Source organism: Leptotrichia massiliensis (assembly GCF_900104625.1).
In the GTDB taxonomy this organism is placed as follows: domain Bacteria; phylum Fusobacteriota; class Fusobacteriia; order Fusobacteriales; family Leptotrichiaceae; genus Leptotrichia; species Leptotrichia massiliensis.
The window spans coordinates 89,316-106,363 of sequence record NZ_FNVZ01000004.1 but is presented as its reverse complement, the minus strand read 5'-3'; the positions used below and the strand labels follow the sequence as shown (position 1 = coordinate 106,363).

Here is a 17,048-nt window from a genome sequence, read left to right as displayed (position 1 = left end):
TAAAAGGGAGAATAAATTATGAAATCTGAAAAACAAAAGATAAAAAAAGTGTACATGCTGTATCATAGAGATGAAAAGGATGATGATAAATTAATAGGATTTTTTTCAACAAAGGAAAAGGCATTGGAAATTGTTGATAAATGGAAAGAAATGAAAGGTTTTATGGATTGTCCTGAAGGATTTAAAATTAGAACCATGATAATTGGGAAAGATTACTACACAAAAGGGTTTAAATCTAAAAGCCTTAAATAATTAGGAGAAACTATGAAAATATGGATTTTATCACATGGATATGATTATGGAGATGTCTATGATAAGTATAAGTGGAATGAGGAAGCAAGGTTTTTAGGTGCCTATTATACAAGGGAAGAAGGATTGAAGGCACTGGAAAAATATAAAAAAATTAAAGGATTTTGTTCACATTTGGATGGGTTCTGGCTAGAAAAATGTCATTTGGATAAATATGCTGGATGGGAAGGTGGTTATGTTACTTATTATGGAGAAGATGATGTAGAAATTGACAATTCCAAAAACCAAAAATTATACGTACTTTCTCATTTTTATTATATTGGTAAAGATAAAGCAAAGGAAAAACATCGAATTTTATCAGTATGTTTATCAAAATTAGAGGCTAGGAAAAAAATAAAGGAATATCAGAAAATAGAAGGATTTTCTTCACATATTTCTAATTTTTATATTGAAGAATACATTCTGGATGAAGAAAAAAATAAATAAAAGAAGGAGAGGCTATTCAAATTTAGCAAATTGATTATTATGGAAAATGAAAATAAAAATGTAGATGAGGTTTTGGATGAAAAAAAAGAAGAAAAAGTAGAAAAGGAAAATTCAAAATCTGGCAGGAAAACAGGGATAATTATAGGTGTAATAACTTTATTAATTTTAGGAATTATAATTGTTGGAATGATGTTTATTAGGAAAAATATTGATTCTGGAAATAATGGTGTGAATGGAGATGAAGAAGATAAGATTTTTAGAATCGATCCGATAAAAAATCCGCAAGTTACGTATTACAATTTTCGTGGGGAAGTTTATCCTGACTGGGCTAAATTTGGGCTAACTAGAAGTAATGGAGCGAGAGGACATCAAGGAATTGATATTTTTGCATTGCCAGGAACAGATGTTTATGCTGTGCTGGATGGTAAAATTGTGGATATGTATGTTGATAAAACAGGTTATGGATTGAATTTCTATTTAGAAGTTGATCCAAAAGAATTAGAGAAAATAAAAAGAAAAAACTATCAGCCAAAATTAAGTGCAAGGGAAATGGACTATAGCAGCAACTATGATCCAAACACAATGCAGATAAAGTACATTAGATATTGCCATTTAAGCGAAGTAAATGTAAAAGTTGGAGATATTGTAAAGGCTGGACAAGTGATAGCTAAATCAGGGGTAACAGGAAATGCAAGCGGAACACGTGCTCCACATCTACATTTTGAAATAGCCTTTGAAATGCGTGGAAAAGGTCTTGTAAATAGGGTAGATCCAGAAATGTATTTTGAGATAAAAAATGGAGATCAAATGACAAAACAAGAAATAAATGCTCAAACTGAAGCAGCTAAAACAGAATGGTTTGAAACAAAAGGATATGATGCTGCTTTTAGAGATGCAAGTGTATTTACTGAAGAAAAGGTGAATCCAGATGGTAGTAAAATGAACCAAAATTCAAATAAAGTTAAAAATCTGAGAAGAAGAATTAGGAAAAAGAGGATGTAAATAATAAATTTAGTTTATAGTAAAAATAATCGAGAATAAAGTTTAAAGCTATGATTAGAATAAATGAATTTCAGTTATATTAATTTGATTTTATAAAGATCTAAATATATACTCAAACCCATTTAAAATAGAACTATTAAAAATTATATAAATTTAGGATTTGAGTAAAATAGTCATAGCTTTTGAATTCGATTTTAAGTATACTATAAACTTTGTAAAAAATATCAAAAAAAATTTTAAAATTAGTTGACAAAATTTAAAAAATATATTATACTAAGTAGGTAATTTATAAAATATGCCCGAGTGGTGAAATTGGTAGACGCAACGGACTCAAAATCCGTCGATTTTATATCGTGCCGGTTCGACTCCGGCCTCGGGCACCAATAATAAATTAAATTTTTTCATAATAAATTGCACTCTACACTCCTAGAGTGTTTTTTATTTTAGAATAAAGTAAGTGATAATAAAGTGACTGTTATTGTGAAATAGGAGAAATGATATTTGGTATTATTTTTTTAAATTAAGTGTTAAGAAATAAAAATTATTAATTAAAAAAAAGAATAAAAATTTCTTGAAATTCTAAAATAAAAATGATACCATTAGGGCAAGAAAAAACAAACTTGAAAATAAAGATTTATACTTGGATAGTTAGAGCTATTTAAGTGGTAAAAATTTATCATATTTAAGCAATTCAAAAACTGTTCAGGAAAAAATCATAGACTTTTAAGAAATAGAACAAAATTTGGAGGGAAAAAGTGGAAAAGAGAGCAACAATAATAACTTATGGTTGTCAGATGAATGTAAATGAAAGTGCAAAAATGAAACAAATGTTACAAACAATGGGGTACCATATGACAGAAGATATTGAAAATACGGATTTGGTATTTTTGAATACTTGTACAGTAAGAGAAGGGGCGGCTGTTAAGGTGTATGGAAAACTTGGGGATTTGAAAAGAATAAAGGAAGAAAAAGATGGGAAAATGATTATTGGTGTTACAGGATGCCTTGCTCAGGAAGTAAGGGATGAATTTATTAAAAAGACTCCTTATGTGGACTTGGTACTTGGAAATCAGAATATAGGAAGAATTCCTGATATTTTAGAAAGAATTGAATCTGGGGAAGAAACACATATTGTTATGGTGGATGATGAGGATGAATTGCCGACAAGGGTTGATGCTGACTTTGGGGATGATATCGTAGCTTCAATTTCCATAACTTATGGATGCAATAATTATTGTACATTTTGTATAGTTCCTTATGTACGTGGAATGGAGCGTTCTGTACCGCTTAACGAAATAGTTAGTGATGTTGAACAATATACAAAAAAAGGATACAAAGAGATATTATTTTTAGGACAGAATGTAAATTCGTATGGAAGCGATTTTGCAAATGGGCAGGATAATTTTGCAGAATTATTGGAGGAAAGTGCAAATGTAGAAGGAGATTTCTGGATAAAATATGTGTCGCCACATCCAAAGGACTTTAGTGATGAAGTAATTGATACAATCGCAAGAAACCCGAAAATAGCAAGAATGCTGCATCTGCCGCTGCAATCCGGTTCTACAAAAATTTTGGATGCAATGAACAGAGGATACACAAAAGAGGAATTTATTGCACTTGCTAAAAAAATTAAGGAGAAAGTACCTGATATTGGGCTTACAACAGATATTATCGTAGGTTTTCCAGGGGAAACAGATGAAGATTTTCAAGACACGATGGATGTTGTGAATGAAGTTGGATTTGAAAATGCGTTTATGTTCATGTATTCAAAGAGAACAGGGACTCCTGCGGCTACTATGGGCAAACAAGTCGATGAGCAAATAAAAAATGAGAGACTGCAGCAGCTTATGAGATTACAGAATATGAAGGCAAAAGAAGAAAGCCAGAAATATCTTGGAAAAATTGTTAAAGTGCTTGTGGAAGGACCGAGCAGAAAAAATCCTGAAATGTTGACAGGAAGAAGTTCTACGCATAAAATAGTTTTATTTAAGAGCGATAGAAAGGATTTGAAAGGGAAATTTGTGAATACAAGAATTTATGATGCAAAAACATGGACATTATATGGAGAGTTGGTGGAGGAGTAAATGAAGAAAAAAGAGACAGAGAGAGAAGTCGAGATGGGAAAAAATCAGCAAGAGCAGATTGAACCTGTAAAAAAGAAAAGAGGACGTCCGAAAGCGTCGGAAACAAAGGAGATTTCAGAACTTAGCGAAAATTTAGAAGAAAAAAAACAAATTGAAAAAGAAGAAGAAACAGAGAAAAAAAATAGTTCAGAAAATTTGAATCTTGAAGAGGAAATGATAAAGGATATTCTTTCACAAAATGTGACTAAGTTAAAGAAAATGGCAAAAGAATATAAAATTGAAAATTTTTCAGGAATGTCAAAACTTGAACTTATAAATGCTATTTTGATTAAAAAAGGAGAAGAAAGAGGAAAAACTTATGGATTTGGGAAGCTGGATGTAATTGGAGATGGAAATTATGGATTTTTGAGAAATACTTCAATTGGTCCTGATGTTTATGTTTCAATGTCACAAATAAAAAGATTTTTCCTAAGAAATGAAGATATTGTATTTGGAGAATTAAGAATACCAATTGGTACAGAGAAGAATTATGGAATTTTAAAAGTATTGCTAGTAAATGGAGATTTGCCTGAAAAATCACTCGAACGTCCATATTTTGACGATTTAGTGCCATCATATCCAGATGAGAAGTTAAATTTGGGAAGCGGAGAAATTTCTTCAAGAATTATTGACTTAATTTCACCAATTGGAAAGGGTCAGAGAGGGCTTATAGTTGCACCGCCAAAAGCTGGGAAAACTGTACTCCTTTCTACAATTGCAAATGATATTATAAAATATAATCCAGAAATTGATGTGTGGATTTTACTAATTGATGAAAGGCCGGAAGAAGTTACAGATATTAAGGAAAATGTGAAGGAGGCGGAAGTGTATGCCGCAACTTTTGATGAAGATCCAAGAGTACATACAGAAGTTACAGAAAATGTGCTTCGAATGGCAAAAAGGCAAGTGGAACGTGGAAAGGACATTTTAATTTTAATGGACAGTTTAACAAGATTGGCACGTTCGTATAACATAACAATCCCATCAAGTGGAAAATTGATTTCAGGAGGAATTGATCCGAATGCCCTTTATTATCCAAAAAGATTTTTAGGTGCCGCAAGAAATATAAAAAATGGTGGAAGCCTTACGATTATTGCAACTGCACTTGTTGAAACTGGAAGCAGAATGGATGAAGTAATTTTTGAAGAATTTAAAGGGACAGGAAATATGGAAATTATTTTAAGCCGAACACTTGAACAGTTAAGAATATTTCCAGCAATTGATGCATTAAAGAGTGGCACAAGACGTGAAGAATTATTAATTCCAAGAGAAAATCTGGAAAAAATCTGGAAGTTGCGAAGAGAACTAAGTGAAATGTCAGAAGTTGAAGGGATGAGAAACTTAATTGAACTAATAAAGAAATACAAGAATAATGATGAATTGTTAGAAGATTTATATAAAACAAAAAAAGGAAAATAAAAATAAATTATTAAGGAGATAAAGATGTTTGGAAATGTAAAAAATGAAGCAGGATTGCTATTCAACAAGGGAAATTTTAAATTGGTAAAGAAAATTTTGAAAAAAGATGAAGAAATTGCTAAGCACAACCATGAAGATGAGGAAATTATTTTCACAGTTTTGAAAGGGAAAATGGAAATGTTTTTGAATGAAACTGAAAAACATATTTTAGTACCAGGAGATATTTTACATTTTGACGGAATAAACTTTATTAATGGAAGTGCTTTGGAAGATTCTGAAGTTAGTGTAACATTAATAAAAAAATAATAAACTTACAATAAGGGTATGTCTAATATACCCTTATTTCAATTAAAAATATGGATAAAATAAAACAAAAAATGAGATTTATAAAGAAAATTGAAGAAAAATTGAAAATATTTGAAAAAAAGAGTTGACATTTATTTTCATTTATGATATTATATTTCTTGTCTGAGAGTATTTGAGGAATCAAAATTATTCTTTAGAACGGTGTATAGCGCAGCTCGGTAGCGCACCTGCCTTGGGAGCAGGGGGTCGTAGGTTCAAATCCTACTACACCGACCATTTTATAAATTTTGCGGGAGTAGCTCAGTTGGTAGAGCGTCAGCCTTCCAAGCTGAATGTCGCGAGTTCGACCCTCGTCTCCCGCTCCATTTTATTTATAAGAGTAAATTTTTTATAGATATATGGTGACCGTAGTTCAGTTGGTAGAGCGCCAGTTTGTGGCACTGGTTGTCGCGGGTTCAAGTCCCGTCGGTCACCCCATTAATTATGAGCCATTAGCTCAGTCGGTAGAGCACTTGACTTTTAATCAAGGTGTCACTGGTTCGATCCCAGTATGGCTCACCATTTAAAAATTAAATAGTAAATTTGCGAGAGTGGCGAAATTGGTATACGCACTAGACTTAGGATCTAGCGTCTTCGACATGTGGGTTCGAGTCCCACCTTTCGCACCATTTGAAACTTAAAATTACCGATACATATAAGAGCAGAAATTGCTCTTTTTTTTATAATTAAATCATAAAATATAAATTCAAAAATAATATAAGTTTTTAAAGAAAGAAAAAAGAGGAAAAAATGGGAAAAAGAAATTTAAAAATGATTTATCAGTATGATGGAAGTAAATTTTGCGGATTTCAGCGACAAAAAAAAATGAAAACTGTACAAGGCGAAATTGAGAAAGCTATTTTTAAAACTTTTAATCAAAAAATAAATATGATTTCATCAGGAAGAACTGATAAAGGAGTTCATGCTATGGAGCAGGTTTCTAATTTTATTATTGATGAAAATATCCCGATAGAAGCGATAAAAAGACAAATTAATAAATGTCTAAAGGGAGAAGTTAAGGTCTTGGAAGTTGAGGAAGTTGAAAAAGATTTTAATGCACGATTTGATGCAAAAAATAGGACTTATCTCTATATTATGAGGAATGAGGAAGATATTACGCCGTTTGAAGCAAATTATATGACTGGATTGAAGACAAGTGTAAATGTGGAAAAATTTCAGGAAATAATGAATGATTTTGTTGGAAAATATGATTTTAGTAGCTTTATGAAAAAGGACAAGGCTTATAGGAACCCTGTGAGAGAAATTGTCTATATAAAATGCTATTATGATGCAAAAAATGGTAAAAAGCAGTTAAATGTCGAGATTTGTGGAAATGGATTTTTGAAAACGATGGTTAGAATTATGATTGGTTCAGCACTTGCGGTTTATTTTGGGAATGTAGAAGAAGATTATATAAAAAAAAGGTTAGAGAATCCTAATGCTGATGATAAGAAAATTTTGGCAGCTTCGGAAGGATTATATCTGTATAAAGTAAATTATTGATAAATTAAAAAATAAGAAATATATATTTTAAAATAATGTTTGTTTTTGCAAATTGATAAGTATAGTAAAACTACTTTAAAACAGGTCTCAGAGGCTATGATAATTTACTCAAACCTTGAGTTTGCATAATTTTTTATAGTTTATTTTTAAATAAGTTCGAGTATAATTTGATAAAATTGTAAAATTGGCTAAAAAAATAAAATAGAAAGGAAAATTTTTATGGAAAGAAATTACAAAATAAAAATATTAGATGCGAAAAAGGATTCAGATTTATTATTTAGAATTGTGGAGCATGAAAATGAGGTTTTTGGAGAGGCGACTGTCGGAAATTGGAACATTAAACCGTTTAGCAAATATGGGAAAGTTTTTGCGATGCTTAGTAATGATGAGAATGAGGAACTGATGTCGGTTATTGAAGTTTTGAGCAGCTTTGATAGAGAAGTGGCTTATGTATATGGAGTTTCCACTGTTCCAAAATTTGAAAGAAACGGATATGCAAGAATTTTGCTTGAGTATGTAATGAAAAATTTAAAGGAAATTGGTATAAAAAAAATAGAGCTTACTGTTGATATGGATAATTTTACAGCGAAAAAAATTTATGAAAATTTAGGATTTAAAATAGTGGGAAATTTGGATAATGAATATGGAGATAATATTGAGCGATATTTAATGAGATATTTGGTGAAGTAATTGTAAAATATAAAATAAATTCTAAGAAATTTTTTTAAAGAATTTGAATATACTAATAATTAGTTTAAAAAATATTTGTATATTAAAATCTTATGTATATTTAATTATTTGTTAATAATAAATACAACATAATCAAATATACTTAGGGTATAATTTAGGATAACATAGTTTTCGTTTATCGAAAATTTTGATAAAAATTTGTGATTTAAGTGTCTGGAAATTCAACCATAAAATGAAACATTAAACATCTCAATTTTGCATTTTGGAAAACTTATAAAGGAGTGATTAATTATGAAAAAACTAATATTAGGAATATTTTTATTATTTGGTGTACTTGGCTTTTCAAGATATGTAGAACGTTGCAGAATAGTATCGGGTAATACTTGTGTGAGTCTTGAATCTGGAAAAAGATTTAATTTTAGAGGATACCCATTCTCAGGACTTGGAATTGGGGATGTTTATAGAGTGTACTTTGAAGGAAGTGGATACAGAAATTTATACTTCACAGGATCATCTTACCTTTATTAAATAAGTTCTATAATTTAATTGTATAAAAATTGAATAATTTTTAATTATTTTTCCAGACATGAAAATTAAATTATTATGATAAATTGAGATGTTTAAAAAATAAAAAAACGAATAAAATGTTGGAAAAGAGGAAATGATAATGAAACTGTTATTTAAATTGGCTATTTTGCTAAGTAGTCTAACAGGATTAATGAGTGCGGCTGAAAAAGTGTGTATTGATCCAGGGCATCAAGCTAAAGGGAATATGCAAACAGAAGAAATAGCACCAGGCTCAAGCAAAAGAAAACCGAAAGTAGCTTATGGAACAAAAGGTGTTTCTAGTAAAAAAACCGAGTATCAATTAACATTAGAAGTGGGATTAAAATTAAGAGATGCTTTGAAGGCTAAAGGATATTCAGTATTTATGGTAAGAGAGACAAATAATGTAAATATAAGTAATAAGGAAAGAGCCTTGATGACAAATAAGGCAGGTTGCTCAGTATACTTGAGATTGCACGCAGATGCAGGGGGAAGCAGTGCTAGAGGTGCAACTGTGCTTACATCATCAGCTAAAAATCCACATACAAGAAGTGTACAAAAGTCAAGCGATAGATTTTCAAGAGCTATTTTGTCAGAATATACAAAAGCAACTGGATTTAAAAGTCGAGGAGTTGCCTATAGAGATGATTTAACAGGAACAAATTGGTCAACAGTTACAAATACATTACTAGAAATGGGATTTATGACAAATCCTGAAGAAGATAGAAAAATGGCTTCTCCAGATTTTCAAAATGTAATGGTAAAAGGAATTGTGAATGGAATTGATAAATATTTCAGAGAAAGATAGAATAAAAAAATTCTAAATTTCATAAGACAAAAAAATTAAAGTTAATAATATGTAGATATAAGGACTGTTTTAGTGATTAGGCTAAAATAGTCTTTTTTTTGAGAAAAATAATTAGAAAATATAAGATTTGATTTTAGATTTAAGGTATTTTTATTCTAAAACATACTTAAAGTTATTATAAAATGTGATTTTATTTAGAATTTTGTTTTAAAATATATGAAAAAGTGTAAAAAAAATATTAATTTTCTTTTTAAATTAATTTTTATTTAATTTTATCGAAACCAAAATCAAACGGGGGGGGTATAATATAAAAGGCTTAGTTTTTTATGTAAAAACATTTGAGAAATATTTGTATTTTTTATTGTTTGGTAGAAATTAAGAGTAAAATTAAGTTTAATAAATATTTTATTTTGATAGTTTTATGATGTTTATAAAGGAATAATTAATTATGAAAAAAACTAATATTAGGAATGTTATTATTAACAGGAATTTTGTTGTTTTCAGAAAGGAGGATAGTGATAAAATCTGGAAGTTACTGTACAGGATATTTGGGAGAAACTGGATATGATAATGGTTCTCAAGCAACGGAAGGTGGATACTTTGGGAATATTATATGTTTAAAAAATGTGTAATTAACGGAAAAACATATTATGGAACAGATTCACAAGACGGTAGCTCACGAGCCGCTCTAAGAGTATATTTTAATGACTTTTCACAAAGAAGTTATATAACAGGCTTAATGGAAGATAATAGAAGAGTTAATTTAAAAGGTGGAGTTACAGCAGTTGACAAAGGGGAAGGAAACTGAGGGATAAATGTTAATAAAATTGAAATAAAATAAAACGAAATATATCATTAAGTAAAGAAGGTATTAATATTGAAAAATAAAGTAATAATTTTAATAATCATGATTTTATGCTGCATGAATTTATTGTCAGAATGGACTGATTTTCAAGATGGAATATCATATTTTATTGAAAATGAAAGTGAAAGTGATATAGATGATGAAATTAAAGATTTGTTGTGCTATCAAAATAAAATTATTATGGACGATGATTATGTCTACATTTGTAAAAATGGTAAAATAAGTCGATATGAATCAGAAAGTCATGATGAGGATGATCCTTGGCAATTAGATGAAGTGGATGGAGTTAGTTTGTTTGATACAGATAATCCAAGATTAATTTGGATAAATGGAAATTTATTTTAAAGATTGTGAAAAAACAGAAAGGAAAATAATTATGAATAAAAAGACGACTTTAATTATTGTATGTACTGCAATATTTACATTTTTTCTAGGAGGGGCGTTTTTAATATATAGTTCGTATATTAAAACACAGGAATTACAGGCAAAAGTTAAATTAGAACAGGAAAAGACAAAACAGGAAATGATAAAAAATCAGAATGAACAGCAGCAAATGGCACAAGTAACAACTTCACAAGAAACATCTACATCAGTAGTTGCTAAGAAAAGTAGAAATTATGAGGCTGAATTGATGAGTAGAATGAGTTCAGTTCAAGATACAGGATTCGATGGTTCTGATAGTCAAATGTATTATCAAGCTGAAGCGGCGTATCAAGCATGGGATAAAGAATTGAATAAAGTTTATAAACTTCTTATGTCAGAGTTGCCAGACAGTCAAAAAACAAAATTACGAAATGAGGAAAGAGCTTGGTTAAAAGGAATGGTTAATAAAACAAAAAAAATAATATATGAAGAATGTGGAGAAGAAGGGGAAAATGGATGTGGAAGTATAGTTCAGTTAAGAAAAATTGGAACAAAAATGGATATGGTAAAAGCTCGAACAATAGAACTTGCTAGAATGTATGATGAATTACATGGTAATTAAAATATAAATAAAATGTGAAGGAGATATGTATAAATGAAAAAATTGATTTTAATGTTAGTTGTCTTTATTTCAACACTAAATACGATAAGTTATGGTGCTACAAAAAAGAAAGTGGCAAGTAACAGTAATACACCACAAAAAGTGGCAGAAAACTTTGTTAATGGCTATTCTATCAGAATTAGAAATGGTAATAGTGATAATTGGGTCTTGAAAAATTCAAATATTACCGAAAATTTTAGAAACATTTATGAAGAGTTAGTTGAATATCGCAATAGTTTTGATTGGGATGGAGAAACAATGCCAATAGAGTATTTAGGGGTTCCTATGGATGGAGAGTGGATATTAACTGGACAAGATCCAGATACAAATGGAGGGTATAAAGCAATATATTACGATGAAGATACAGGATATGTGATATTAAAATCTCGAAACGTTCACAGGACTTATGTAAAAATCGTAAATATAAATGGTAATTGGTATGTAGATGGAGCAGGTTATGTTAATACTTATGATTTTCCAGATGAATATAAATAAAAGATTATATAATTAAAATTAAAAAAGGTTGTTTTTTTAACAGCCTTATTTTTTTTTAACAAGAATTTAGAAATATAAACTTGATAAACCCCTGTATTTATAATACTTATTTCAATATTATAAAAATTTTCTGAAAAAATGAAAAAATTTTTAAAAAAAGTGTTGACAAATTTAAAAAAATGTAATATTATATATCTATAGTTAGCAACCTAACTTAGAGAGTGCTAACAACAAAAAGGAAGGTGCCAAGATGAATGATAGGGAGCAATTGATTTTAAAGGCTATTATCAAGCATTATCTGGAATTTGGTGAAAGTGTAGGATCACGGACGCTGGAGAAAAAGTATAACATTGGAGTGTCGTCAGCGACTATCCGAAATACAATGGCAGATTTGGAAGATAAGGGCCTAATTGTAAAAACACATACATCTTCTGGACGTATTCCGACAAGTGAAGGATATAAGCTGTATGTCGATGAGCTTTTGAAAATTAGAGATATTTCTCAGGAAGAAAAGACGAAAGTCATGCAGGCGTACAATAAGAGGATGAATCAGATTGACATGATATTTGAGGAAACATCTAGATTATTGTCAAAAATTAGTCAATATGCCGGGGTTGTATTAGAGCCGGCGTTTACGCAGGAAGGTGTAAAAAAGGTAAAATTGGTACATATTAATGAAACGACTGTACTTGCTGTAGTTATAATGAATTCTTCCCTTACAAAAAATTTAAATATCTTTCTGGAAAATCCTGTAACTGAAAATGAAGTGGAAGCAATAAATAGTTTTTTAAATGAAAAAATTGCGAACAGTGAGTATTTTACATTATCTGACTTAAAGGATTTTTTCACGAATACAAATTTATTTATGCAAAGCGATTTTCAGGATAATATGATTTCCGATGAAGGAAAATTATTTTTTGAAGGTGGAACGAATCTTATTGAAAATAACGCATCTGATGTAATGAACCTTATAAATCGAGTAAAACTGTTTAATAATCCAAATGATTTACGAAATGTATTTGCCCAGTTTTTACAGATGGAGGAATTTAAGGATAGGGAAGTTAATGTAATTTTCGGAGAAGATTTGAACATTGCAGGGCTTGAGGATTTCTCGTTTGTATTCTCAGTTTATACGCTTAATAACGCGAAGGGGATTATTGGTGTGATTGGACCAAAACGGATGGAATACTCAAAAACGGTTGGACTCGTTGAATATGTAGCAGAAGAAGTGAATCAGTTATTAAATCAAAAAAATAAATAATAAGAAGGAGAGTGGGTTTTTTAAATGGCGGAAAAAGATTTGGAAAAGGAAAATTTTGAAGGTGAAGCTGTACAGAATGAAGCAGTTGAGGAGCAAAATGAAAATGTAGAAAGTCAAGAAGCTGAAAAGAGTGCAGAAGAAACTTCTGAAGATAAAATACAAAAATTGGAAGCTGAACTTCAGGAATGGAAAAATTCCTATACAAGAAAGTTAGCTGAATTTCAAAACTTTACAAAAAGAAAAGAAAATGAAGTTGCTGAAATGAGAAAATACGCTTCTGAAGGGATTATTGTTAAATTGCTTGACAATGTAGATAATCTGGAAAGAGCGGTTGACGCATCGAAGGAAAGTCAAAACTTTGATTCATTAATCGAAGGAGTTAATATGATTTTGAATAATTTGAAACATTTATTGGCTGAAGAAGATGTGGAAGAAATTGAAGCGGCTGGAAAAGAGTATGATCCTTACGAACATAAAGCAATGATTACTGAAAACAAAGAGGAACTGGATGACAACGTGGTTGTGCAAGTTTTCCAAAAAGGTTACAAAATGAAAGGGAAAGTTGTAAGACCTGCGATGGTTACTGTAAATAAGAAACAATAAAAATTGAAATAAAAAATAAATTAAATTTATAAAAAATTGATAATAAAGGAGAATGATAGATATGAGTAAAATAATAGGAATAGATTTAGGGACAACAAACAGCTGCGTGGCAGTTATGGAAGGTGGAAACTTTTCGATTATACCAAATTCTGATGGTGGAAGAACTACTCCGTCAGTAGTAAATATTAAGGATAATGGAGAAATTATTGTAGGGGAAATTGCAAAAAGACAGGCTATTACAAATCCTGATTCAACTGTAATTTCAATTAAAACTCACATGGGAAGCGACTATAAAGTTGATATTAACGGAAAAAGCTATACACCACAAGAAATTTCAGCAATGATTCTTAAAAAATTGAAAAAAGATGCTGAGGCTTACTTAGGTGAAGAAGTAACAGAAGCTGTAATTACAGTACCTGCATACTTTACTGATGCACAAAGACAAGCAACAAAAGATGCTGGGGAAATAGCAGGACTTAAAGTTCAAAGAATTATAAATGAGCCAACAGCGGCTGCATTATCTTATGGAATGGATAAGAAAAAAGAAGAAAAAGTATTAGTGTTTGATTTGGGTGGAGGTACATTTGACGTATCTGTGCTTGAAATTGGAGATGGAGTTGTGGAAGTTATTTCAACTTCTGGAAATAACCACTTAGGTGGAGATAATTTTGACCAAAAAATTATTGACTGGTTAGCTGACGAATTTAAAAAAGAAACTGGAATTGACTTGAGAAATGATAAAATGGCAATTCAAAGATTGAAAGATGCGGCAGAAGATGCTAAGAAAAAATTATCAACTACACTAGAAACACAAATTTCATTACCATTTATCACAATGGATGCAACAGGGCCTAAACATTTGGAGAAAAAATTGACTCGTGCGGCATTTGATGAATTGACAAAAGACTTGGTTGAAGCAACTAAAGGACCAGTAAAACAAGCATTGGAAGATGCAGACTTAAGTCCTAGCGATATTGATGAAGTATTATTAGTTGGAGGTTCTACAAGAATTCCAGCGGTTCAAGAATGGGTAAAATCTTTCTTAGGAAAAGAACCTAACAAATCAATCAACCCTGATGAAGTAGTTGCGGCAGGAGCGGCAATTCAAGGTGGAGTGTTAATGGGAGACGTTAAAGACGTATTATTATTAGACGTAACTCCATTATCATTAGGAATTGAAACAATGGGAGGAGTATTTACTAAAATTATCGAAAGAAATACTACAGTTCCTGTTAAAAAATCGCAAGTGTTCTCAACAGCGGCTGATAATCAGCCGGCAGTATCAATAGTTGTATTGCAAGGGGAAAGAGCAAGAGCGGCTGACAACCATAAATTAGGAGAATTTAACTTAAATGATATTCCACCTGCACCAAGAGGAGTACCTCAAATCGAAGTAACATTCGACATTGACGCAAATGGAATTGTACACGTTTCTGCAAAAGACTTGGGAACTGGAAAAGAAAACACAGTAACAATTTCTGGAAGTTCTAACTTATCTAAAGACGACATCGAAAAAATGAAAAAAGATGCCGAAGCACACGAAGCTGAAGATAAGAAATTCCAAGAATTAGTAGAAGCAAGAAACCAAGCTGACCAATTAGTAATCGCAACAGAAAAAACTATAAAAGAAAATGAAGATAAACTTCAAGGAACAGAAAAAGAAGACATCGAAAAAGCAATCGAAGAATTGAAAAAAGTAAAAGATGGCGACGATGTAGAAGCAATCAGAAAATCAATTGAAGAATTATCAAAAGTTTCTCAAGGTTTCGCAACAAGAATGTATCAAGAAGCAGCTCAAGCGCAACAAGCAGCACAAGGCGGAGAAACAGCTGGAGAAAGTAACAATTCTGGTGCTAATGATGTGGAAGATGCAGAAGTTGTGGACTAATTAAGAAATAGAAATTTAAAGTGAAAAATAGGATTGAGAAGGGGAATTAGTTCTCCTTCTTTTATAAAAAATAATTGATTTTTTCATAAAAAAAGTATATACTATGTATATACTTGGTAGAAAGAGAGATTATTATGGCAGAGGTTTTAAAAATACAAAAATGGGGAAACAGTCAAGGAATAAGACTTCCTAAAAAAATATTGGAAATACTTGATTTAAAGGTAAATGACACTATTTTAATAGAAGAGGGAGATGATTGCCTTAAATTAAAAAAAATAAAAAAAGAAAAAAGAAAGACAATAAAGGAATTATTTGCAAATTATAATGAGGATTATGAAAAACAGGAAATAGATTGGGGAGAACCAGTAGGTAAAGAGGTATGGTAAAACAAGGGGATATAATAAAGATAAATTTTAATCCGCAGGTAAGACATGAACAAGCTGGATATCGTCCTGCGGTTATAGTAAGTAATGATACTTTCAATAAGGTAACAAATTTAGTTTTAGTTTGTCCAATTACAAATTCAATAGATAAATTTCCGCTTCATATAAAATTAGACAATCGGACTGCTACTACGGGTATAATTTTATGTGAACACCTTAAATCTTTGGATATTACTACAAGAAACTATAAAATTATTGAAAAATTACCAGAGGATATTTTAGAAAAAGTCGTAGACATTATTTTTTCTGAAGTAGAAATTGAATAAAAAATAAATTTGAAATTGAGATAATAAGATTGAAAAATAAATTTGGTACAAAGATGAAAGTGAAAAATCAAAATAAATAAAAATCTTTAAAAAAGGATGTGCTAAAGATGGAAAGTACAATAAACACTCTAAAATATGGAAATGTTGAAATTTCAGTTGCGGATAGAGGAGCGGAATTACAAAGTTATAAAGTGGATGGAGAAGAGTTTATGTGGGATAGGAAGCCTGAGTTTTGGGCTGCCAGCTCGCCTGTGCTGTTTCCATTTGTTGGAAGTATAAAAAATGGGGCTTATAGTTACAACGGAAAAGAATATAAAATTTCTACACGGCATGGATTTGCTCGGACTGAGGATTTTGAACTGGTTGAGAAAACTGAAAATTCTTTGAAGTTTAGATTTTCTTCAAATAAGGAAACTTTGGAGAAGTATCCGTTTGAGTTTGAACTGTTTATAACTTATACAATTGCTGGAAATACTTTGGAAATTGGGTATAATGTTGTAAATAAGAATGATTCTGATATGTATTTTTCACTTGGGACACATCCTGCATTTGCACTTGATGTAAATGATGATATAAAATTGAGTGATTATTATTTGGAATTTGAAAAAAACGAAACTTCTCAGAAATATAAACTTACTGATAATGGGTTAGTTTTTGATGAAAAAGATGATTGCTTGAATAATGAGAATAAATTGCAGATTACTGAAACTGTATTTGATGATGATGCAATAGTATTTGATGATTTAAAATCAGAGAAAGTTACGATAAAAAATAGTAAAAATTCTAAAGAGCTTAGTGTTGAGTATAAAGGATTTCCTTATATTGCATTTTGGAGCAAGCCGAAAGCACCTTATGTGTGTATAGAGCCTTGGTATGGAATTTCAGATTTTGAGAATGCAAGCGGGAAACTGGAAGAAAAAACAGGAATTTTAAAATTGGAAAAAGATGGAGAATTTTTTGCAAAATTAATTGTAAAAGGTAAAAAATAACGAAAAATTCAAAAAACTCAAATTTAGTGTTGGATTTCTTGGG

Annotated in this window: 20 protein-coding genes and 6 tRNA genes; all 26 read left to right on the top strand. The window is 30.5% G+C overall.

All coding sequences use genetic code 11. The features are described 5' to 3' along the window. Positions 1-18: 18 nt before the first annotated feature. The 26 genes from BQ5344_RS01850 (at position 19) to BQ5344_RS01725 (ending at position 17,005) form a co-directional block, all read left to right on the top strand. Positions 19-252: a DUF7336 domain-containing protein gene (locus BQ5344_RS01850; RefSeq protein ID WP_071123934.1), complete on the top strand. Its 234-nt coding sequence runs from the start codon at positions 19-21 to the stop codon at positions 250-252. Between the two features lie 12 nt (positions 253-264). After that, on the top strand, positions 265-735 hold the full coding sequence (locus BQ5344_RS01845; RefSeq protein ID WP_071123933.1) for a DUF7336 domain-containing protein: 471 nt from the start codon (positions 265-267) through the stop codon (positions 733-735). Between the two features lie 39 nt (positions 736-774). Beyond that, a complete protein-coding gene (locus BQ5344_RS01840; protein ID WP_071123932.1) occupies positions 775-1,737 on the top strand; it encodes a M23 family metallopeptidase in 963 nt (320 codons plus the stop codon). A 297-nt stretch (positions 1,738-2,034) separates the two neighbouring features. Then, positions 2,035-2,120: transfer RNA gene (locus BQ5344_RS01835), tRNA-Leu, on the top strand. A 372-nt stretch (positions 2,121-2,492) separates the two neighbouring features. Beyond that, on the top strand, positions 2,493-3,821 hold the full coding sequence (gene miaB / locus BQ5344_RS01830) for a tRNA (N6-isopentenyl adenosine(37)-C2)-methylthiotransferase MiaB (protein WP_021769940.1): 1,329 nt from the start codon (positions 2,493-2,495) through the stop codon (positions 3,819-3,821). Between the two features lie 213 nt (positions 3,822-4,034). Then, on the top strand, positions 4,035-5,279 hold the full coding sequence (rho, locus tag BQ5344_RS01825) for a transcription termination factor Rho (RefSeq protein ID WP_036071652.1): 1,245 nt from the start codon (positions 4,035-4,037) through the stop codon (positions 5,277-5,279). Positions 5,280-5,303: 24 nt separating this feature from the next. Then, positions 5,304-5,585 carry a cupin domain-containing protein gene (locus tag BQ5344_RS01820; protein WP_071123931.1) on the top strand — a complete coding sequence of 94 codons (282 nt, stop codon included), beginning with the start codon at positions 5,304-5,306 and terminating at the stop codon, positions 5,583-5,585. Positions 5,586-5,784: 199 nt separating this feature from the next. Further along, a tRNA-Pro gene (locus BQ5344_RS01815) sits at positions 5,785-5,861 on the top strand. Positions 5,862-5,874: 13 nt separating this feature from the next. Further along, positions 5,875-5,950 (top strand) — tRNA-Gly (locus BQ5344_RS01810). A gap of 36 nt (positions 5,951-5,986) precedes the next feature. Further along, positions 5,987-6,062: transfer RNA gene (locus BQ5344_RS01805), tRNA-His, on the top strand. An 8-nt stretch (positions 6,063-6,070) separates the two neighbouring features. Further along, positions 6,071-6,146 (top strand) — tRNA-Lys (locus BQ5344_RS01800). A 23-nt stretch (positions 6,147-6,169) separates the two neighbouring features. Next, positions 6,170-6,253, top strand: a tRNA-Leu gene (locus BQ5344_RS01795). A 121-nt stretch (positions 6,254-6,374) separates the two neighbouring features. After that, positions 6,375-7,127, top strand: coding sequence for a tRNA pseudouridine(38-40) synthase TruA (gene truA, locus BQ5344_RS01790; protein WP_071123930.1), 753 nt, complete (start codon positions 6,375-6,377; stop codon positions 7,125-7,127). Positions 7,128-7,346: 219 nt separating this feature from the next. Next, positions 7,347-7,817 carry a GNAT family N-acetyltransferase gene (locus BQ5344_RS01785; protein ID WP_071123929.1) on the top strand — a complete coding sequence of 157 codons (471 nt, stop codon included), beginning with the start codon at positions 7,347-7,349 and terminating at the stop codon, positions 7,815-7,817. Positions 7,818-8,108: 291 nt separating this feature from the next. Further along, positions 8,109-8,345, top strand: coding sequence for a hypothetical protein (locus BQ5344_RS01780; RefSeq protein WP_021769897.1), 237 nt, complete (start codon positions 8,109-8,111; stop codon positions 8,343-8,345). Positions 8,346-8,484: 139 nt separating this feature from the next. Further along, on the top strand, positions 8,485-9,171 hold the full coding sequence (locus BQ5344_RS01775; RefSeq protein WP_036071586.1) for an N-acetylmuramoyl-L-alanine amidase: 687 nt from the start codon (positions 8,485-8,487) through the stop codon (positions 9,169-9,171). A gap of 613 nt (positions 9,172-9,784) precedes the next feature. Further along, positions 9,785-9,979 (top strand): hypothetical protein, encoded by a 195-nt coding sequence (locus tag BQ5344_RS01770; protein ID WP_021769894.1) that lies wholly within the window; start codon positions 9,785-9,787, stop codon positions 9,977-9,979. Positions 9,980-10,048: 69 nt separating this feature from the next. Beyond that, positions 10,049-10,381: a hypothetical protein gene (locus tag BQ5344_RS01765; protein ID WP_036071583.1), complete on the top strand. Its 333-nt coding sequence runs from the start codon at positions 10,049-10,051 to the stop codon at positions 10,379-10,381. A 31-nt stretch (positions 10,382-10,412) separates the two neighbouring features. Further along, positions 10,413-11,021 carry a lysozyme inhibitor LprI family protein gene (locus BQ5344_RS01760; RefSeq protein ID WP_071124251.1) on the top strand — a complete coding sequence of 203 codons (609 nt, stop codon included), beginning with the start codon at positions 10,413-10,415 and terminating at the stop codon, positions 11,019-11,021. A gap of 33 nt (positions 11,022-11,054) precedes the next feature. Then, entirely contained in the window at positions 11,055-11,555 is a 501-nt protein-coding gene (locus tag BQ5344_RS01755) for a hypothetical protein (protein WP_071123928.1), read from the top strand. Positions 11,556-11,805: 250 nt separating this feature from the next. Then, positions 11,806-12,816: a heat-inducible transcriptional repressor HrcA gene (gene hrcA, locus BQ5344_RS01750; RefSeq protein WP_071123927.1), complete on the top strand. Its 1,011-nt coding sequence runs from the start codon at positions 11,806-11,808 to the stop codon at positions 12,814-12,816. Positions 12,817-12,840: 24 nt separating this feature from the next. Continuing rightward, complete coding sequence (gene grpE / locus BQ5344_RS01745; RefSeq protein WP_071123926.1) at positions 12,841-13,419, top strand: nucleotide exchange factor GrpE; 579 nt, start codon at positions 12,841-12,843, stop codon at positions 13,417-13,419. Positions 13,420-13,480: 61 nt separating this feature from the next. After that, positions 13,481-15,307 (top strand): molecular chaperone DnaK, encoded by a 1,827-nt coding sequence (dnaK, locus tag BQ5344_RS01740; RefSeq protein WP_071123925.1) that lies wholly within the window; start codon positions 13,481-13,483, stop codon positions 15,305-15,307. Between the two features lie 134 nt (positions 15,308-15,441). Further along, complete coding sequence (locus tag BQ5344_RS01735; protein ID WP_021769887.1) at positions 15,442-15,693, top strand: AbrB/MazE/SpoVT family DNA-binding domain-containing protein; 252 nt, start codon at positions 15,442-15,444, stop codon at positions 15,691-15,693. Next, entirely contained in the window at positions 15,687-16,016 is a 330-nt protein-coding gene (locus tag BQ5344_RS01730; RefSeq protein ID WP_071123924.1) for a type II toxin-antitoxin system PemK/MazF family toxin, read from the top strand. The genes BQ5344_RS01735 and BQ5344_RS01730 overlap by 7 nt, the downstream gene beginning before the upstream one ends. A gap of 107 nt (positions 16,017-16,123) precedes the next feature. Continuing rightward, positions 16,124-17,005 carry an aldose 1-epimerase family protein gene (locus BQ5344_RS01725; RefSeq protein WP_071123923.1) on the top strand — a complete coding sequence of 294 codons (882 nt, stop codon included), beginning with the start codon at positions 16,124-16,126 and terminating at the stop codon, positions 17,003-17,005. The last annotated feature ends 43 nt before the right edge of the window (positions 17,006-17,048 follow it).